At 48.1% G+C, this 18,811-nt stretch carries 16 protein-coding genes and 1 other annotated feature; of the genes, 2 read left to right on the forward strand and 14 right to left on the reverse strand.

The genetic code is table 11. From position 1 onward, the window contains the following. Nucleotides 1-28: 28 nt before the first annotated feature. From trxA to zapA, 11 genes are all read right to left on the reverse strand, one after another. Nucleotides 29-343 carry a thioredoxin gene (trxA, locus tag N288_RS17980; RefSeq protein ID WP_009796020.1) on the reverse strand — a complete coding sequence of 105 codons (315 nt, stop codon included), beginning with the start codon at nucleotides 341-343 and terminating at the stop codon, nucleotides 29-31. A 272-nt stretch (nucleotides 344-615) separates the two neighbouring features. After that, entirely contained in the window at nucleotides 616-1,593 is a 978-nt protein-coding gene (locus tag N288_RS17985; protein WP_009796019.1) for an electron transfer flavoprotein subunit alpha/FixB family protein, read from the reverse strand. Between the two features lie 38 nt (nucleotides 1,594-1,631). Next, complete coding sequence (locus tag N288_RS17990; protein WP_009796018.1) at nucleotides 1,632-2,405, reverse strand: electron transfer flavoprotein subunit beta/FixA family protein; 774 nt, start codon at nucleotides 2,403-2,405, stop codon at nucleotides 1,632-1,634. 151 nt (nucleotides 2,406-2,556) lie between these two features. Beyond that, nucleotides 2,557-3,330 carry an enoyl-CoA hydratase gene (locus N288_RS17995; RefSeq protein WP_022544255.1) on the reverse strand — a complete coding sequence of 258 codons (774 nt, stop codon included), beginning with the start codon at nucleotides 3,328-3,330 and terminating at the stop codon, nucleotides 2,557-2,559. Between the two features lie 52 nt (nucleotides 3,331-3,382). Continuing rightward, nucleotides 3,383-3,967: a TetR/AcrR family transcriptional regulator gene (locus tag N288_RS18000; protein WP_009796016.1), complete on the reverse strand. Its 585-nt coding sequence runs from the start codon at nucleotides 3,965-3,967 to the stop codon at nucleotides 3,383-3,385. Nucleotides 3,968-4,250: 283 nt separating this feature from the next. Continuing rightward, the gene (locus N288_RS18005) at nucleotides 4,251-5,954 is read right to left on the reverse strand and encodes a long-chain-fatty-acid--CoA ligase (RefSeq protein WP_009796015.1); all 1,704 of its coding nucleotides are present in this window, start codon (nucleotides 5,952-5,954) and stop codon (nucleotides 4,251-4,253) included. A gap of 299 nt (nucleotides 5,955-6,253) precedes the next feature. Next, nucleotides 6,254-6,658 (reverse strand): DUF350 domain-containing protein, encoded by a 405-nt coding sequence (locus N288_RS18010; protein WP_009796014.1) that lies wholly within the window; start codon nucleotides 6,656-6,658, stop codon nucleotides 6,254-6,256. 14 nt (nucleotides 6,659-6,672) lie between these two features. After that, nucleotides 6,673-9,027 carry an endonuclease MutS2 gene (locus tag N288_RS18015; RefSeq protein ID WP_009796013.1) on the reverse strand — a complete coding sequence of 785 codons (2,355 nt, stop codon included), beginning with the start codon at nucleotides 9,025-9,027 and terminating at the stop codon, nucleotides 6,673-6,675. 88 nt (nucleotides 9,028-9,115) lie between these two features. Further along, entirely contained in the window at nucleotides 9,116-10,834 is a 1,719-nt protein-coding gene (polX, locus tag N288_RS18020; protein WP_009796011.1) for a DNA polymerase/3'-5' exonuclease PolX, read from the reverse strand. Between the two features lie 275 nt (nucleotides 10,835-11,109). Further along, entirely contained in the window at nucleotides 11,110-11,652 is a 543-nt protein-coding gene (locus tag N288_RS18025; RefSeq protein ID WP_009796010.1) for a CvpA family protein, read from the reverse strand. An 8-nt stretch (nucleotides 11,653-11,660) separates the two neighbouring features. Beyond that, nucleotides 11,661-11,921, reverse strand: coding sequence for a cell division protein ZapA (zapA, locus tag N288_RS18030; RefSeq protein WP_022544258.1), 261 nt, complete (start codon nucleotides 11,919-11,921; stop codon nucleotides 11,661-11,663). A gap of 220 nt (nucleotides 11,922-12,141) precedes the next feature. Here zapA and rnhC point away from each other — a divergent pair, with 220 nt between their 5' ends. Then, nucleotides 12,142-13,068 (forward strand): ribonuclease HIII, encoded by a 927-nt coding sequence (gene rnhC, locus N288_RS18035; RefSeq protein WP_022544259.1) that lies wholly within the window; start codon nucleotides 12,142-12,144, stop codon nucleotides 13,066-13,068. A 734-nt stretch (nucleotides 13,069-13,802) separates the two neighbouring features. On the opposite strand, the gene pheT is transcribed toward rnhC, so the two are convergent. From pheT to N288_RS18050, 3 genes are all read right to left on the reverse strand, one after another. Further along, on the reverse strand, nucleotides 13,803-16,217 hold the full coding sequence (pheT, locus tag N288_RS18040; protein ID WP_009796007.1) for a phenylalanine--tRNA ligase subunit beta: 2,415 nt from the start codon (nucleotides 16,215-16,217) through the stop codon (nucleotides 13,803-13,805). Between the two features lie 12 nt (nucleotides 16,218-16,229). Continuing rightward, nucleotides 16,230-17,267, reverse strand: coding sequence for a phenylalanine--tRNA ligase subunit alpha (gene pheS / locus N288_RS18045; RefSeq protein WP_009796006.1), 1,038 nt, complete (start codon nucleotides 17,265-17,267; stop codon nucleotides 16,230-16,232). 61 nt (nucleotides 17,268-17,328) lie between these two features. Beyond that, nucleotides 17,329-17,576, reverse strand: a binding site (T-box leader). Between the two features lie 79 nt (nucleotides 17,577-17,655). Then, complete coding sequence (locus tag N288_RS18050; protein WP_009796005.1) at nucleotides 17,656-18,405, reverse strand: TrmH family RNA methyltransferase; 750 nt, start codon at nucleotides 18,403-18,405, stop codon at nucleotides 17,656-17,658. Between the two features lie 119 nt (nucleotides 18,406-18,524). Here N288_RS18050 and sspI point away from each other — a divergent pair, with 119 nt between their 5' ends. Then, nucleotides 18,525-18,731 carry a small acid-soluble spore protein SspI gene (gene sspI / locus N288_RS18055; protein WP_009796004.1) on the forward strand — a complete coding sequence of 69 codons (207 nt, stop codon included), beginning with the start codon at nucleotides 18,525-18,527 and terminating at the stop codon, nucleotides 18,729-18,731. Nucleotides 18,732-18,811: the final 80 nt, after the last annotated feature.

Below are 18,811 nucleotides of genomic sequence, written 5' to 3' on the forward strand. Positions count from 1 at the left end.
CTCTTAGAACCGGGGCCATCTTCAATGTTTACGCGTGTTTTGAAAGAAGTTCTGAAAGAGCTTCTTTTGGCTGGAAGCCGACCACTTTGTCAACGACTTCGCCATCTTTAAGGACCAGCAGTGTAGGAATGCTCATGACACCGAACTTGCCTGCTGTTTCCTGATTTTCATCTACATCGATCTTGACGATTTTCACTTTGTCGCTCATTTCGCTGTCAAGCTCTTCAAGCACAGGTGCAATCATTTTGCATGGTCCGCACCATGGTGCCCAGAAGTCAGCAAGAACCAGGCCAGAGCCAGTTTCTGTTGCAAAAGTTTGATCAGTCGCATTTGTAATTGCCATAATATATGCCTCCTAAAAAGTATAGAGTTTGCCGGGAAGTCCCGTCTGGATTCAGATTGAACAATACAGTTTTCCCGGGCAGCATATCTATGCCTGGCTGCCCAATCAAACCGCCAGCTCGAATTCTAATGACAGTATATCACCGTTTCCCTGACGAAGCTAATAATCTGTTTCGTCCGTAATATACCCTTTTAACACTGTTATATTCATGGTTTGACCCAGAATTAAACCAGGGGCCAAAAGAGAAAGAGCGGCTCGTGCCGCTCCCCTCATTATGCGTTTACAACGACCTTTCTGAATTCCTCGGTCAGCAGCGGGAGCACTTCAAACAAGTCTCCGACGATCCCGTAGTCTGCCACTTTGAAGATATTTGCTTCAGGATCTTTATTGATGGCTACAATCACCTTTGAATTGGACATTCCGGCTAAATGCTGGATGGCGCCGGAGATGCCGCATGCGATATAAAGATCCGGTGTAACAACTTTTCCAGTCTGGCCGATCTGAAGTGAATAATCACAGTACTCTGCATCACAGGCACCGCGGGAAGCCCCGACCGCTCCTCCAAGGAGATCTGCAAGCTCCTTCAGCGGCCCGAAGCCGTCTTCACTCTTGACGCCGCGGCCTCCTGCTACGATTACTTTCGCTTCAGAGAGGTCCACCCCTTCAGAAGCTTTTCTTACCACTTCTTTAATGATGGTGCGCAGGTCTTTGATTTCAACAGAAAGTGAAGCTGTATCCCCAGTGCGTGACTCATCCTTTTCAAGCGGTGCGATATTATTTGGCCTGATCGTTGCAAAGATCAGCCCGTCTGTGATGATCTTCTTTTCAAAAGCTTTGCCTGAATAAATCGGGCGTGTGAATACGATATTTCCGCCGCTTTCTTCGACGCTGACTGCATCAGAGATGAGGCCGGATTCAAGCTTTGCTGCAATCCTCGGCGACAGGTCTTTCCCAAGCGCTGTATGTCCGAACACGATCCCTTCCGGACCTTCAGAATCCACCACAGCCAGGAGTGCCTGTGAAAAGCCGTCTGAACTATATTGCTTCAGCTTTTCGTCCTCCACAGTAACAACCCTGTCTGCACCGTACTGGATCAGCTCTGCTCCCAGTGCGCTGACTGAATCCCCAATCAGAACGCCGACAACCTCGCCTCCTTCAGATGCAATTTTGGCAGCTGCAATCGCTTCGAACGATACATTCCGCAATGATCCGTCCCTGACTTCGCCCAATACCAATACTTTTCTAGCCATTTTGTGTACCTCCTGAGTATTTATTCTGTATCAATGAATTAAATGACTTTCGCTTCAGTGTGAAGAAGGCTGACAAGCTCTTTGACCTGGTCTTCAAGGTCGCCTTCCAGCACTTTACCGGCTTCCTTCTTCGGAGGGAGATATATTTCGATCGTCTTTGTCTTCGCCTCTACATCATCTTCTTCAAGGTCAAGATCATCCAGCTCAAGCTCCTCAAGCGGCTTTTTCTTCGCCTTCATGATTCCCGGCAGAGAAGGATATCTCGGTTCATTCAAGCCCTGCTGAGCTGTAGCGAGAAGAGGAAGGCTTGTTTCAATCACTTCAGAATCACCTTCAACATCCCGGACAATCGTTGCTGTTGTACCGCTGATGTCCAGTTTCGTGATAGTAGTGATATAAGGGATATCCAGCAGCTCTGCGACACGGGGGCCAACCTGGCCTGAGCCGCCGTCAATGGCCACATTTCCTGCCAGGATCAAATCGGCTTCTTTGTCCTTTAAGTATTCGGACAGGATCTTGGCTGTTGTGAACTGGTCTCCGGCTTCCACATCATCTTCCGTGTTGATCAGTACCGCTTTGTCAGCTCCCATCGCAAGTGCGGTCCGGAGCTGCTTTTCAGCTTCCTCCGTGCCTACGGAAATGACCGTGACTTCGCCGCCATGCTCATCCCTCACCTGGATCGCTTCCTCGACGGCATATTCATCGTACGGGTTAATGATGAATTCTGCGCCATCTTCATTGATCTGTCCGCCCGAAATGGAAATTTTCTCCTCGGTATCAAAGGTTCTTTTTAATAAAACATAAATGTTCATTATGTTCCCTCCCAAATTGATAGGTTAGATGAATCGAATAATTGTTTGCGTTTACATTTTAGAAAAAAATATCAGTTTAAAAGATTGGGAAAATTCAAGGCGGAGTAAATCCCCAGCCAAGAAGCTGAGGGAAACACTCTCTTTGCAGCAGTTATTTTCCTTTAAAAGCAGGCTCTCTTTTTTCAATGAAAGCCGAGATCCCTTCCTGCCCATCTTCAGAGGCGAACACTTTTCCAAAGAGTTCCGCTTCTTTTTCTACCCCATTATAAAACTCAGCATGCTTGGAATGGCTGAGAAGCTCAATTGCCGCTTTCAGCGCAATCGGACTCTTCCTGGCAATTTTCTTTGCCATATTAAACGCATTTTCCAGCAGCTCTTCTTCAGGGAATGCATGGTTGGCCAAGCCATACTGGACTGCCTGGATGCCTGTGATCGGATCACTTGTGAACAGCATTTCCGCTGCCCGTGCAGATCCTACCAGCCTTGGCAGCCGCTGTGTGCCGGCAAAGCCCGGGACAAGACCCAGCTGAAGCTCTGGAAGGCCCAGCTTGGCTGTTTCGGAAACAAGCCTGAAATGGCAGCCCATGGCAAGCTCGAGGCCCCCTCCAAGCGCAGCTCCGTGAATGGCGGCAATAATCGGCTTCGGAAATGATTCCATCCTTTCGAACAGATCCTGGCCGAACTTGCCCAGTTTAGAAAAGTCGCCGCTGGACTCTACCTCTGTAAATTCTTTGATGTCAGCGCCCGCTGAGAAGAAACGGCCTTCCCCATGGATGAGGACCACCCTGACCTCGTCAGTTTCTTCAATTTCATCCAATACACCGGAAAGCTCTTTAAGCACGCCGGAAGAAAGTGCATTTGCAGGAGGCCGGCTGATTGCAATCTCGGCAACCATATCCTGATGCGACCAAGTTAAATACTCCATGTTTACCCTCCTATAATCGTCGGTTTACTCTTATTATCAGAGTCTGCCTGCCCTAACGGCTGGAACAGCCGTGCACAAGCAGTTTATGGACAGCAGGGGCCAGATCAGTCAGGCTGTACTTTTGGTCGTTCATGACCCAGGTCGTTACAGTTTCGTCTATTGTGCCAAAAATCATCTGTCTGGCCAGCCTGATATCAAGCGAGGGTGAAAATTCCCCGGTTTCAATTCCTGATGCAAGTATCTGATCGATCGCCTTCAAATAGCCTTTCAGCACGTCATTGATTTTTAAGCGCAAATCCTTATTGGACTGCCTTAATTCAAGCTGGGTGACAATGGCCAGATGGTGATCTTCAGATAAAAGCTTGAAATGATTTTCGACCATCATTAATAATTTCTCTGTGGCTGAGTCATTTCCTGCAATATTCTGTTCGATTTTTTCAACAAAAGATCCCATTTTCTCTTCAAAAAGTGAAATCAGGATATCTTCCTTATTCTTAAAATATAAGTATATCGTCCCGTCAGCCACCCCGGCCTGCCTCGCAATTTTCGAAACCTGGGCCTGGTGGTAGCCGTTTTCTGCTATAACCACTACAGCAGCTTCAATAATTTGCATATATTTTGGTTTATTCTTCTTCAACATTTTTCCCCCGTTCCATTTATCAAAAAGCGCAAAGAAAGGGATAATGCTGTCATGCAGATTGTTCCTTTGTGCTAAAATGAATGAATCATCATTCATATTTTTATAATAGTATTACAAGCAAAAGTTGTCAAGAATTTGTCATGATAAAATTTTCTTATCGGCGCTGAGGCGGACAAGCTCTATTTTTCAAAATAAAGAGTCCGAATGGAGATCCGGTCTCAGGAAGGATTTGAATCTGTTTGTTTATACTTTACTCTATTATCCGCTATTTTAAAAATGATCAGGCTTGCTTTTTCTGTTCTTCTTCCAATTTCTTTTTCTCTTCTTCTACAAGAGCCCGGCGCAGTATTTTTCCGACGGCTGTTTTCGGGAGCTCACTCCTGAATTCATAAATCCTTGGAACCTTGTAGGCAGCAAGATGTTTCCTCGCAAAGTCATTCAATTCTTCTTCGGATGCCTCATGCCCTTCTTTCATCACTATATAGGCTTTGACCGTTTCCCCCCTGTATGGGTCAGGAATCCCTGCAGCCACAACTTCCTGTACGCCCGGATGTTCATAGATGACTTCTTCTATTTCACGCGGGTAAATATTGAAGCCGCCGGCAATGATCATATCTTTTTTGCGGTCCACAACATAGAAATAGCCTGATTCGTCCATATACCCAAGATCACCTGTGAGGAGCCAGCCATCCCTTAGAGTCTGGGCCGTATCTTCCGGACGGTTCCAGTAGCCTTTCATGACTTGAGGGCCCTTTACTGCTATTTCCCCGACTTCCCCGGGAGGCAGCTTTTCGCCATTTTCCATTGAGAACACCGCAGCATCTGTATCAGGCCATGGCACACCAATGCTTCCTTTAACCCGCGGACGGTCCCATAGATAGTTTGAATGGGTGACCGGCGAAGATTCTGTCAGCCCGTAGCCTTCAACGAGCTTTCCTCCCGTCACTTCCTCAAAACGCTGCTGTACTTCAACCGGCAGGGGAGCTGAGCCGCTGATGCAGGAATCGATCGATGACAGGTCATATTTCTGAAGATCCGGATGGTTGAGAAGCCCGATATAGATGGTTGGCGCTCCAGGAAACAGGGTTGGCCTTTGCTTTTGGATGGTTTTCAAAGTTGTCTCGGCATCAAATTTCGGCAGCAGGACCATCTTATATGCCTGCATAATGGAAAGGATCATCACAGTGGTCATGCCGTACACATGAAAAAACGGCAGCAGGCCGAGAACGATTTCTTCCCCGCGGCGGCATTTGTAAAGCCATGCCTGGCACATGGAAGCGTTGCTGACAAGATTCCTGTGGGTAAGCATGACCCCTTTGGGGAATCCTGTGGTCCCGCCTGTATATTGCAGCAGGGCGATATCTTCTTCATAGTCGAAGCTATGCTCCTTCAGGCTGCCGATGGGACGCTTCAATATTTCCTTCAGCAAGTGGTTATTTCCTTCATGCTTCACATTAACTACAATGCCATATTGCTTTTTCTGGATATACGGGTAGACAAGATTCTTCGGGAAAGGGAGAGCATCTTTGACAGCGGTTACAATAATATGCTTAATCTCTGTTTTTGGGACAGCCTTTGAAACACGCGGAAACAGAATATCAAGTGTGATGATGGCTTTTGCCCCGGAGTCTTTCATCTGGTACTCAATTTCTCTTTCCATATAGAGCGGATTGGTCTGGACTACCACCCCGCCCGCTATCAGGATGCCATAGTAGCTGATGACTGACTGCGGGGTATTGGGAAGCATGATGGCCACTCTGTCCCCTTTTTCGATGCCCAGCCCCTGAAGATAGGAGGCAAGCTTGAGCGCCTGCTCATACACCTCCTTAAATGTAAATTCCCTGCCCATAAAGTGAATGGCGCTTTTGGTTGGAAACTCCTCTGCTGCTCTTTTTAAATACTGCTGTACCGGTTCGTCTGTGTATGTCAAAGTCGGGGGGATATCTTCCGGATAGCTTTGAAGCCAAGGCCTTTCTTCTGTCATTTTTTTCCCTCCTTCAAAAATGATTTGTTAGAACATTCTAACTGTTCCCATTCATTATAGTATAAGGAAATAATCATGACAATCTGTATGAGCCAAAGGACCTGCTGTTTGGTTCCTGAAAAATAAAAAAACTGCAGGCATGCCCCGCATTAAGGGTTTGCCTGCAGTTTTTGCCGCCATATGCCGGCGGCTCTAACTTTATGCGATGAAAAATATATACACGGCTCCGATGACTATAAATAGCCCGCAAAGCACCAGAAGAATTTTCGCCAATTTTTCCACAGTTCTCCCGCTCCCTGTTAGATGCCTGCCCCGATGACATATGACAATCCGATTGAAATGACCATGGATATGAATCCGACCGCCTTGTTATTATTTTCGATTTCCTCATCGATCCTGAACTTCGGGGTCAGGAATTCATAAATGAAATAGCCTGCCAGCAAAAGGAAAAACCCGAAGACCCCCCAGCCGATCATGGTGAAAAGTGAATCATGCTGAGAAATGGAATGCCTGAAGATGTTGGCGATCCCGAATATCTTCCCCCCTGTTGCCATGGCTACAGCAATATTGCCTTTTTTGATTTCTTCCCAGTTTTTATATTTAGTGACAAGTTCAAAAATGGCCAAAAACACAATCATGCACAAAATGACGACGCTGTAATATGCCGCTGTCTGGATATACTCATTTTCCCAAAAACCGTTCATTCAGACTCTCCCCATCATTTGAACTCCACCACGGTTACGCCTGATCCGCCTTCACCCGCTTCCCCGAAACGGATCCGCTTTACAGACCGGTGGTTCTTCAAGTATTCCTGCACTCCCTGGCGCAGAGCCCCTGTCCCTTTTCCATGAATGATCGAGACCCGGGGATAATTGGACAATAGCGCATCATCAATATATTTCTCGACTCTGATCAGCGCATCCTCATACCGCTCACCGCGCAGGTCCAGTTCAAGGCCTACATGGGAGTCCCTGCCTTTTACGATGGCCATCGCCTTTGTTTCCTTCGGCTTTGGACTTTTAATAAACTCCAGGTCCCGTTCTTTTACCTTCATTTTCAGGATGCCGATCTGAACCTGCCACTCGTCTTCTGAAGCTCTTTCCAGAAGATGCCCTTTTTGGCCAAAGGTCAGTACCTTTACTTCATCCCCGGCTGCAAAATCATGCTTGTCAGACTTTCTTGCCTCTTTTTTGCTTTTGCTGACTTTCGGTGCAGCATCCTCCAGCTTCTTCCGGGCGTCGATCAGCTCATGCTCCTTCACTTCAGCATGCTTTTCGATGCGCATCTTTCTGAGATCACGGATGATCTCTTCTGCTTCCGCCTTCGCCTTCTCGACAATGTCAGCGGCTTTGGCGGCAGCCTTTTCCTGCATCTCGTCCTTTTGCTCATAATACTCCATCATCTGCTTCTGCATATCCTTATGGAGCATATCAGCGCCCCGCAGCAGCTCGTGAGCCTCTTCCAGCTCTTTTTCCGCCTGGCGCCTGCTGTCTTCAAGAGACGCGATCATGTTCTCGATCTGGCTGCTGTCCTCGCTCACATGGGAGCGTGCAGATTCGATTACAGAATTATCGAGGCCAAGGCGCCTGGAGATTTCAAAGGCATTGCTCCGGCCCGGTACCCCGATCAGGAGTTTATAAGTGGGGCTGAGCGTCTCAATATCGAATTCGACACTGGCATTGATAACTCCTTCCCTGTTATACCCGTAAGCCTTCAGTTCAGGATAATGGGTCGTCGCAATAACGCGGCTGCCCCTTTTGTATACCTCATCAAGGATGGAAATAGCAAGGGCTGCCCCTTCCTGCGGATCTGTCCCGGCTCCAAGCTCATCGAAAAGGACAAGGCTTTCAAAATCAGCCTTGGCTAAAATATCAACAATATTGACCATATGTGAAGAAAATGTACTCAAGCTTTGTTCAATAGACTGCTCATCCCCGATATCCGCATAGACAGCCCCAAATACAGACACCTCTGATCCATCCAGAGCAGGAATCTGCAGGCCTGCCTGGGCCATCAGCGTACACAACCCCACAGTCTTAAGCGTTACAGTCTTTCCTCCGGTATTCGGTCCCGTAATCACAATGGTTGTGTAGTCCCTGCCTAAGGAAATATCGTTAGCCACCGCTTCATCTATCTGCAACAGCGGATGCCTTGCCTTGAATAGATTGATCCTTCGCTCATTATTCACTTCCGGCTTGGATGCTTTAAGCCTCCTGCTGTACCTTCCCTTTGCAAACATAAAGTCAACCTCGGCCAGGACCTCGACGATCATATCGAGCTCAGGCTGATAGGCCGCCGCCCGTCCGGAAAGTTCAACTAGTATGCGCTCAATTTCCTGCTGTTCCTTCACCCTGATGCTCTGCAGCTCGTTGTTCAGCTGCACGATTGCCTGCGGTTCAATGAACAGCGTCTGCCCTGATGAACTTTGATCATGGATGATTCCCCCGTAATGGCCGCGGTATTCCTGTTTGACCGGGATGACAAAACGGTCATTCCGGATGGTGATAATGGCATCTGACAGCATTTTCGCCGCATTGGAAGAACGGATCATGCTCTCCAGCCGCTCACGCACACGTGACTCCCTTGTGCGAAGCTGTGTTCTGATGGACCGGAGGGCATCGCTCGCACTATCCAGCATTTCGCCGTTTTCATCGATTGCCATGCGGATGGCCTCTTCAAGCTCAGCCAGCACGATTACCCTATCCATATACTCAGTCAGTATCGGCAGTTCTGATTCTTCGTTTGAAAAATCATCAACAAAGCGCTTCAGCTGTCTGCTTGCATGGACTGTGCTTGCAATCTGCACCAGTTCCTGGGGGCTCAGCATGCCTCCAATCACTGATCTTTTTACATGGGGACGGATATCAAAAATGCCCCCAAGCGGAATATTGCCTTTTATCCGCAGCACTTTAACCGCTTCATCTGTTTCCTCCTGCAGCCGCACCACTTCTTCGTAATCGGCAGAAGGAAGGAGCACTTCTGCTTTGCTGCGTCCAAGCGAAGATGACACATGCTCAAGCAGCTGCTCCCTGACTTTATTAAATTCAAGCACCTTAAGCACCCGTGAATCCATGGAGTAATTCCTCCCTTTTTCTTTCTAGTCCTTCTCTATATAAGCCCTCAAGTCCGGCTGTAATTCTCCGCCTTTGACAAAGGGATCATCAATCATTCCGTTTAAGGAAGGAAAGAAGTTCTTCCATGCTGTAAGCATTTATCACATTTTCCTTCCTCAGCCATGCCTTTCTCCCTGCTGCAGCACCGATTTCCATATGGATGAGGGTGTCAAGCTTATGCGCATCTGTATTGATGACAAGCTTCACTCCCGCCTCCTGTGCCTTCCTTAAATGTTCTGCTGCCAAATCAAGCCGGTTCGGGTTGGCATTCAGCTCCAGGGCAGTATTTGTCTCCCTGGCAAGCTCGATCAGCATCTCCATATCCACCTGATAGCCTTCCCTCCGGCCGATCAGCCTGCCGGTCGGGTGGGCGATGATATCCACATGGCCGTTCATCAGGGCCGTCTTCAGACGTTCCATTATTTTATCCTTTGGCTGGCTGAAGGAGGAATGGATCGAGGCGATGACCACATCAACTTCTGCCAGCAAGTCATCTTCAAAATCGAGCGTCCCATCCGGAAGGATATCCATCTCGATCCCTGTCAGGATTTTGATGTCGTCATATTTTTCATTCAAACTCCTGATCTCTTCCATTTGCTTTCTCAGTCTTTCCGGCGTCAGTCCATTTGCTACCTTCAGGTACTGGGAATGATCAGTGATGGCCAAATATTGATAGCCTCTTTTGCGGCATGCCTCTGCCATTTCTTCAATAGTGTGGGCACCGTCGCTCCAGGTGGAGTGCATATGAAGATCTCCCTTTATATCTTCCAGGGAAATGAGCTCCATGCCTGCCTTAAAATCTTCTACCTCACGGCCGTCCTCGCGGATTTCCGGAGGGATGAAAGGGAGGCCGAAATGCGCATAAAAGGCTTCTTCATCCTTGAAAGTAAGGACTTCGCCCGTTTCAGCATTCTCAACACCATACTCACTTATTTTTTCCCCGCGTTCCTTTGCCAGCTGGCGCATCCGCACATTATGGTCCTTAGAGCCGGTAAAATGATGAAGCGCTGTCGCAAATTCATCCTGTGATACGATCCGGAAATCAGCAGACACATCATACTGATGATCAAATGTCAGCGAGACCTTTGTGTCGCCTGCAGCAATGACATCCTTAATGCCCGGAAGGCTGAGCAGGGCTTCTTTCACTGATGAAGGATCATCCGAAGCAATGATAAAATCCAGGTCCTTGACTGTTTCCCGCATCCTGCGCAGGCTGCCTGCCCTGGAGAACCTGATGATCGAATCCACCCCTGCAAGCCTTGCTTCAATATCCTCTGCAATCGGAAGCACAAAGGCAGCCGGGAGACGGTCCGGCCTTTTACCTGCATTGGCAAGCGCTTCAAGGATCTTTTCCTCTGTTTTCTTTCCGAAGCCTGCAAGCGCCTGAACCCCGCCGTCCCTGCATGCCTGCTCAAGGTCTTCAGCGTCCTCGACCCCAAGCTCCTTATAGAGCTTCGCTATCTTCTTGCCGCCAAGTCCCGGCAGCTGGAGCAGCGGGATAAGGCCTGCAGGCACTTCTTCCTGCAGCTCCTTCAGCACGGTTGATGTTCCTTCTTCGATATATTCCTCGATGACCGCAGCCGTCCCTTTACCGATACCGGAAAGCTTCGTGAAATCCTTTATTTCTGAAAACTTGTCATCATTTGCTTCCAGGGCTCCTGCAGCCTTCCGGAAGGCCGCGACCTTGAACGGATTTTCACCTTTCAATTCCATATATACTGCTATTGTCTCCAATAGTCTTACCACATCTTTTTTATTTGGGTTCATTTTCTGCACCTGCCTTTAGAACATTCTCTCTCCTTATCCTTACCCTGAAACAGCGATTATTCTCCCATTCCATCCAGGAGAGCATATAAGTATAATAGCAAACATAGCCTACTATCACGATTTTTTAAATAAACTGTGCTAAACACGCTGTTGATTTTGGGGAATCAGCACAGCTGAGTGGCGAGTGAAACAGAGTTTGACACGAATGAGCCCCAAAACAGCATCTACCACTAACAAAGCATTATAAAAAGAAAACTTCTCTGCTCAAAGAGAAGTTATGCAGCCTTATATTCAATCCACATTTCCTTTAGCTGCTGCGAAAGTGCAGGTGTATGGTTTATGATGAACTTTGCTGTGCCTGAATCATCGATCGGCTGCTGGACTGCTTCCACAGGGAGCAGTGCTCCTATGTATAACAGGATAAAAATGATAAGATAGACTTCAGCAAAACCGAGCAGTCCGCCTGCCCAAACATTGAGCTGCTTCAGCACAGGCAGTGAAGATACAAAATCCAGCATGCTGCCGATGATCTGCAGAATGATCCTTACAGCAAAAAAAATCACGACAAAAGCAATGGCGCGATAATAGGCATCCTCCATATTGGCATTGTCGAAAAACAGCTGAAGGGAAGAATCGCTTCCAAAATTCGGATAGGGCACCCAGAGGTTCAGCTTGGGAGCGAGGTCATCATAGTACATATTTGCTGCAATAAAAGCAACGATGAAGCCTGCTAAATGGATGAGCTGAAGGATAAAACCCCTTTTTAATCCCATAAAAAATCCAAAAACCAGTAATATTAAAATGGCGAGATCCAACATGACCCTGTTCAGTCCTTTACTCTTTTTAATTCATCTTCAAGCCGTTCAAGGCGGTCTAATATCTTAATATAATCATTAACGGCATTGACTGCCGTCAGGACGGCAAGCTTGCTGCTGTCAAGTGAAGGATTCATGGAGCTTATTTCGCGCATCTTTTCATCAACCATAGAAGCGACAAGCCGGATATGGCCTGAGCTTTCCTGGCCGACGATGACATACTGCTGTCCATAAATATCAACACTTGTGCGGTTTTTCTGCGTATCTGACAACGCTAATGCCCCCATTCCTTCCAAATCCTAATCTATATGATAACATGAACGTAAAAGAGTGGGAAGTCAAAGCCTGTCAAATTAAGCCGTATCAAGGGGAATGCTGCTGTTTTTATGGATCGTTTACATGAAGACTGATGCTGGAGTTGATCGGCGGATTCAATTTTGGCCTGTAAAGTTTTGTTTATACATATATATTTCTTTTCTAGGAGTGGTAGATATGAGCCATGTTGTACTTCAGAAACATCCCTCGGAAATCGAGGAAATGAAAGCTTACTATAAGCCGAACCTGTCCGGGAAAACACCACAGGGAGGCATTTTTGCCGCCAAAACGGCAAATTGCAGCATAACTGCATATAAATCCGGGAAGGTGCTTTTCCAAGGGGCCGGCTCTGCATCAGAAGCGGCAAAATGGGGAAGCCCTGCCGAAAAAAAGGCGGCATCACCCAAAAGCCCCCAAGGCTCCCACCTTCCGCCTTCTTTTGAAAGCCTTTCTGTCATCGGATCAGATGAGGTCGGGACAGGCGATTATTTCGGTCCAATCACTGTTGTTGCGGCATATGCAAAAAAAGAAAGCCTCCCGCTGCTGAAGGAACTTGGCGTAAAGGATTCAAAACATCTGAAGGATGACCAGATTATCAGGATTGCCAAGGAAATAAAAGAGGTTGTTCCGTACAGCCTGCTGACGCTTAAAAACAGCAAATATAACCAGCTTCAGCAGTCAGGCATGTCCCAGGGGAAGATCAAAGCGCTGCTTCACAACCAGGCAATCGGCAATGTGCTGAAAAAGATGGCACCAGAAAAGCCTGAAGCCATCCTGATTGACCAGTTTGCAAAAGAAGATGTCTATTATAGACATCTTCAAGGACAGTCTGTGATCCAAAGGGAAAATGTCTTTTTCAGCACAAAGGCTGAAGGCATCCACCTCTCGGTCGCCGCCGCCTCCATTCTGGCCCGCTACGCCTTCCTGCGGTATTTCGACAAGCTCAGTGAAGAAGCCGGATTTACCCTGCCAAAAGGTGCCGGGGCTCAGGTTGATAAAGCTGCGGCACGGCTGATCAAGGCTAAAGGAAGGCAGGTTCTGCCTGATTTTGTGAAATTGCATTTCGCTAATACAGAGAAAGCTTCGCGGATTGCAGGCATTTAGCCTGAGACTTACAAAGGAAGCTGCAGCTAATTGATTCTGCAGAAAAAAGGGGTACGGAATCTTCCGTACCCCTTTTTACGCTTATGCGACCTTTATTCAACAACGTGTCTCCTGTATTAATTAAATTATCCGGGGTGCAGAGCTGAAATCATAACTTTCGTAACCCTGTTAATCGGATTGGGAGGCACGTAGGCTCCGGCGGGACTGCACGGGCAATTTTCACACAATCCGGGCGCAGCGGGAGAAAGCCCAACTTATCCTAAGGAGCAACGGACTTTAATCAGACATCTGCAGCCTCTTTAATTGGCCCTGCAAACTTACCCAACTAATTTTAAGAACCCTGTTGATTGGAGTGCAAGGCACGCAGACTCCTGCGGGATTGCAGCGGCAATGCTGAGACCCCGCAGCGCGCAGCGGGAGGAGGCTCAGCATCGCCCCGCGGAAAGCGAAGTGCCTGGAACGGAAATCAACAGCCCCATTAGCTGAGCCTGCAAACTTGCCCAACTAATTTTAAGAACCCTGTTGATTGGAGTGCAAGGCACGCAGACTCCTGCGGGATTGCAGCGGCAATGCTGAGACCCCGCAGCGCGCAGCGTGAGGAGGCTCAGCGTCGCCCCGCGGAAAGCGAAGTGCCTGGAACGGAAATCAACAGCCCCATTTACACTAGCAACTTCCTTCAAACTCAATTTTTTTATTTACAAAAGGCAGCCTGTCGGCTGCCTTTTATATTAATATTAACCTCGCAATACTGCTCCGGCTTTTTCTTTTACTGCTTCAAGCACTTTATCATGAGCTTTGGCGATATCTTCATCTGTCAGTGTTTTCTCCGGATCAAAATATTTCAGGGAGAATGCAAGCGATTTTTTGCCAGCCTCCATCCTGTCTCCTTCATATAGATCGAACACTGCGACTTCCTTCAGAAGGCTTCCGCCAGCTTCCTTGATGATGCGCTCCAGCTCTCCTGCTTCTTTTCCAGAATCAATCACAAGGGCGATATCCCTTGTGATTGACGGATAGCGCGGAATGGCTTGATATTGAAGCGGAGCGGTTTCCTCTCCAAGCACATCCTTGAGGGAAAGCTCAAATACATAGGTTTCCTTCAGGTCAAGATCCTTCTCGACTGTTGGATGGACTCCCCCGATAAAACCGATTTTTTTGCCGGAAAGAATAATTTCAGCTGTTCTTCCCGGGTGCATGCCGTCAACTGAGGCACGCTGGTATTCAACTTTCCCTTCAAGGCCAAGGCGGGCAAATAAGCCTTCCACAATTCCTTTTAACACAAAGAAATCGACCGGCTTTTTCTCTCCCTGCCATGGGTGGGAGTGCCAAAGACCTGTGACTGCCGCTGCAAGATGCTCACGCTCCTCCGGGAGGCTCTCACTGCCATTGGACAGGAATACGGAACCTGTCTCATATACGGCAAGGCTGTCATTCTGGCGGGCTGTGTTGTATTTCAATACCTCGAGCAGCTGCGGAACAATGCTTTGGCGAAGGATGCTGCGGTCTTCGCTCATCGGCATCGCCAGCTTGATCGGTTCGCGGCTTTCAAGGGCATATTGACCTGCTTTCTTTTCGCTGGTCAAAGCATAGGTCACTGCCTGGTATAACCCGGCACCTTCAAGATAGCGGCGGACGATGCGGCGTTTCTTTTGATACTCCGTCAGGCTTCCTGGAGTCGATTCCCCGGAAGGCAATGTGACAGGCAGGTTATCATACCCATACAATCTTGCCACTTCTTCAATCAGGTCTTCCTCGATTGTGATATCACCGCGGCGGCTTGGGACTGTTACGGTAATGGAACCATTGTCTGCAGATGCCTCAAACTGAAGGCGGGCGAAGATATCTTCCACCTCTGCCATCGCCAGTTCAGTTCCGAGGACCCTGTTGATCTTTTCCAGGGAAATGGAGATGACTGCAGGCTCGATTGTGAGCGAATCAGCTTCAACTGATCCTTCAAGAACTTCACCTGAAGCATACTTTTCCATCAGTTCAGCTGCTCTTTCTGCAGCAGCACGGACACGGTTAGGGTCTACACCCTTCTCGTAGCGGGTGCTGGCTTCGCTTCTCAGGCCGTGGTCTTTCGACGCTTTGCGGATCGTTCCCGCTGTGAAATACGCAGATTCAAGAAGGACTGTCGTTGTATCTGACTGCACCTCGGAGTTTGCGCCGCCCATTACACCTGCAAGCGCTACAGGCTCACTTCCATTCGTAATGACAAGATGCTCTGCTGAAAGCTTCCTTTCTGCATCATCCAGCGTGACAATGGTTTCACCTTCATTCGCACGGCGTACAAGGATTTCTTTGGAGCCAAGGCGCCCATAGTCAAAAGCATGGAGCGGCTGACCGTATTCAAGCAGGACATAGTTCGTGATATCAACCACATTATTATGCGGCCTGATGCCCTCAGCCATCAGCCTCGTCTGCATCCATAGAGGCGAAGGGCCGACTTTCACGTTTTTGATTATCTTTGCCACATAAAGCGGGTTGTCTTCCTTGGCTTCTACATTTACAGTGATATAGTCAGAAGCTTTTTCAGCTGATTCGGCTGCCTGCGGGGATGGAAGCTTCACTTCTCTTCCCAGAATGGCTGCAACCTCATAAGCTACGCCGAGCATGCTCAGGCAATCTGCACGGTTCGGGGTGAGTCCAAGTTCCAGGATATGATCATCCCTGTTGAGCATTTCAAGCGCATCCTCGCCCACTTCCACGTCATTCGGGAAAACAAAGATGCCTTCAGAGAATTCCTTGGCCACAAGCTTGCTCTCGATTCCAAGCTCCTGAAGAGAGCAGATCATGCCGTTGGATTCTTCGCCGCGCAGCTTTGCACGCTTGATCTTGAAGTTGCCCGGCAGGACAGCGCCGACTGTTGCAACGGCAACCTTCTGCCCTTTATCCACATTAGGCGCGCCGCAGATAATCTGCACCGGCGCTTCTCCTCCTGTATCAACCAGGCATTTATTCAGCTTGTCGGCATTCGGGTGCTGCTCGCGTTCCAGCACATGGCCGACAACTACACCTTTGATGCCTTCGTTCAATATTTCGATTCCTTCTACTTCTATTCCGCTCTTAGTAATCTTTTCTGCCAATTGTGCTGCGGAGATGCCGGATAAATCTACATACTCCTGCAGCCATTTATATGAAACCAACATAAAGCAGTCCTCCTATTCCTGTACTGAAAATTGTTTCAAGAAACGAATGTCGTTTGTATAAAAATGGCGGATATCATCTATGCCATATTTCAGCATCGCAATCCGCTCTACGCCCATTCCGAATGCAAACCCGGTATATTTCTTAGGATCATAGCCTGCCATCTCAAGCACATGCGGATGGACCATGCCTGCACCAAGGACCTCGATCCAGCCGGTGCCCTTGCAGACACTGCAGCCTTTCCCGCCGCAGATCTTGCAGGAAATATCCACTTCAACAGAAGGTTCTGTGAACGGGAAGAAGCTCGGGCGGAGGCGGATTTCCCGTTCCTCGCCAAACATCTTTTTAGCAAAGACCTCAAGCGTGCCTTTTAGATCTGCCATGCTGATCCCTTCGGCCACAACCAATCCTTCTATCTGCATGAACTGATGGGAGTGAGTCGCATCATCGTTATCGCGGCGGTATACCTTGCCTGGACAGATGATTTTGACAGGCCCTTTCCCTTCATTTGCCTCCATTGTGCGCGCCTGCACAGGAGAGGTATGGGTACGGAGAAGCGTTTCTTCCGTAATATAGAATGAATCCTGCATATCCCTGGCAGGATGCCCTTTCGGCAGGTTCAGCGCTTCAAAGTTATAATAGTCGCTTTCGACTTCATAGCCTTCCGCTACTGAATAGCCCATCCCAATGAACAGGTCTTCAATCTCTTCCACGATTTTCGTCAGCGCATGATGAGTCCCGGTTCTGACTGGGCTTCCCGGAAGGGTCACATCAATGGTCTCTTCGGCCAGCTTTTGTTCAACTGCTGCCCTCTCAAGCTTTTCCTGCTTTTCTTCAATGGCTGAAGAAATGCTGTCGCGCACTTCATTTGCCAGCGCCCCCATTTTCGGACGCTCTTCCGCCGATAATTTGCCCATCCCTTTCAGGACTTCAGTAATCGGGCCTTTTTTGCCAAGATAAGATACACGGATATCATTGAGCTCTTTCAGGTTCTCAGCTTTTTCAACTGAAGTTAAAGCTTCCTGCTGCAATTCTTTTAAACGATCTTGCATCTTTTTTCCTCCTTTTTACGTAACAGCGATATTTTTAGGCAAAATAAAAAACCCCTCCCTGTTAAGGGACGAGGTTTTGGATTCGCGGTACCACCCTTATTAACAGCCGCCTTTCAAAGAAGGTGCTGTTCGCTTCATTCAGATAACGGCTGTGCCGGGGGCATCTTTCGATTTGCAGTGTCTGCAAATGTTCCCGATGCCAGCTCAGGAGGTGAACTTCACTTAAAAAATACTCTAAAATGCTTCCAGTCACGGCATTTTATCCCTGGTGAGCTTTTATAAGCTACTTTTCTCCATCATCGCTTTTTTATGTAATGCAGTTTTGCTGTTTATTATAGTATATTCTTCCCTTTGTTTCAAACTCTTTTCAAGTTTTTGCTGGCCCAATTCAATTCTTCAGATAATACAGAAGGATGCCTGCTGCGACCGCAACATTGAGCGATTCACTTTTTCCGTATATCGGGATATAAAGATTCTTATCTGTCCGCGCAAGCAGTTCAGGGCTGACCCCGCTGCCTTCATTTCCGACCAGAAGCGCAAAACGGCCGGCCGGATGGGTCTCCTTGTATGGTGATCCATTTTCAAGCGCAGTCCCGTAGACCGGTATTTCCTCTTCCTCAAGCCTGTCCATCCACTCATTGAGACTGCCTCTTATAATCGGAAGATGGAAGTGGCTGCCCTGGGCGGACCGGAGAACCTTAGGATTATAAATATCTGCACTGCCTTTCCCGACTATCACTGCATCAATTCCAGCAGCATCAGCTGTCCTGATCATGGTTCCCAGATTGCCTGGATCCTGGACAGCATCAATCAGCAGGAAGGTGCTTCCCTTTACAGAAGCCGGCGTTTTTTCTTCTTTGCATACCGCGATGACCCCCTGGGGAGTTTCGGTGTCTGAGAGTGATTTGATGATTTCATCGGTTACCATTGTTACCGGCAGCTCGCCGTAATCCCAGCGGACAGGCAGCTCTGCATTTTCACTGATGATCAGCTCGATGGCTTTTTCTCCCTTTAGGGCTTCTTCCGCCAGGTGATATCCTTCAGCAAGAAACATCCCCGTTTTATCGCGCTCTTTCTTGGCCAGCAGCTTCCTCCATTGTTTGATCTGCGGATTATTGGCAGATTGAATATGCTTCAACACGGTCTCTCCTTTATCTTTCAGCTTTCAATTTTCTTATTATAGCTTACCCTCTGTACATAATAAATCCAAAAATAGAAAACATATTAAAGAATTGAATATGAAAGGGGTGCGTGCAGATGAATCTGAACTTGCGCAATGCCATAATCCACAATGTTTCCGGCAACTCTCAGGACGAGCTGAAGGAGACCATAGTCGACGCAATCCAGAACGGCGAAGAAAAAATGCTGCCTGGCCTTGGCGTCCTCTTCGAAGTCATCTGGCAGAACTCATCAGAAGAAGACAAAAAAGAAATGCTCCAGACCTTGGAGAGCAGTTTGAAATAGGAGCTGCATGGATGGTGACAGGCACCTATACCAATTTCGAAAGTGGTATAGGTGCCTGTCACCCGCTGAAAACCAAAAAA

Source organism: Bacillus infantis NRRL B-14911 (assembly GCF_000473245.1).
Taxonomy (GTDB): Bacteria; Bacillota; Bacilli; order Bacillales; family Cytobacillaceae; genus Bacillus_AB; species Bacillus_AB infantis.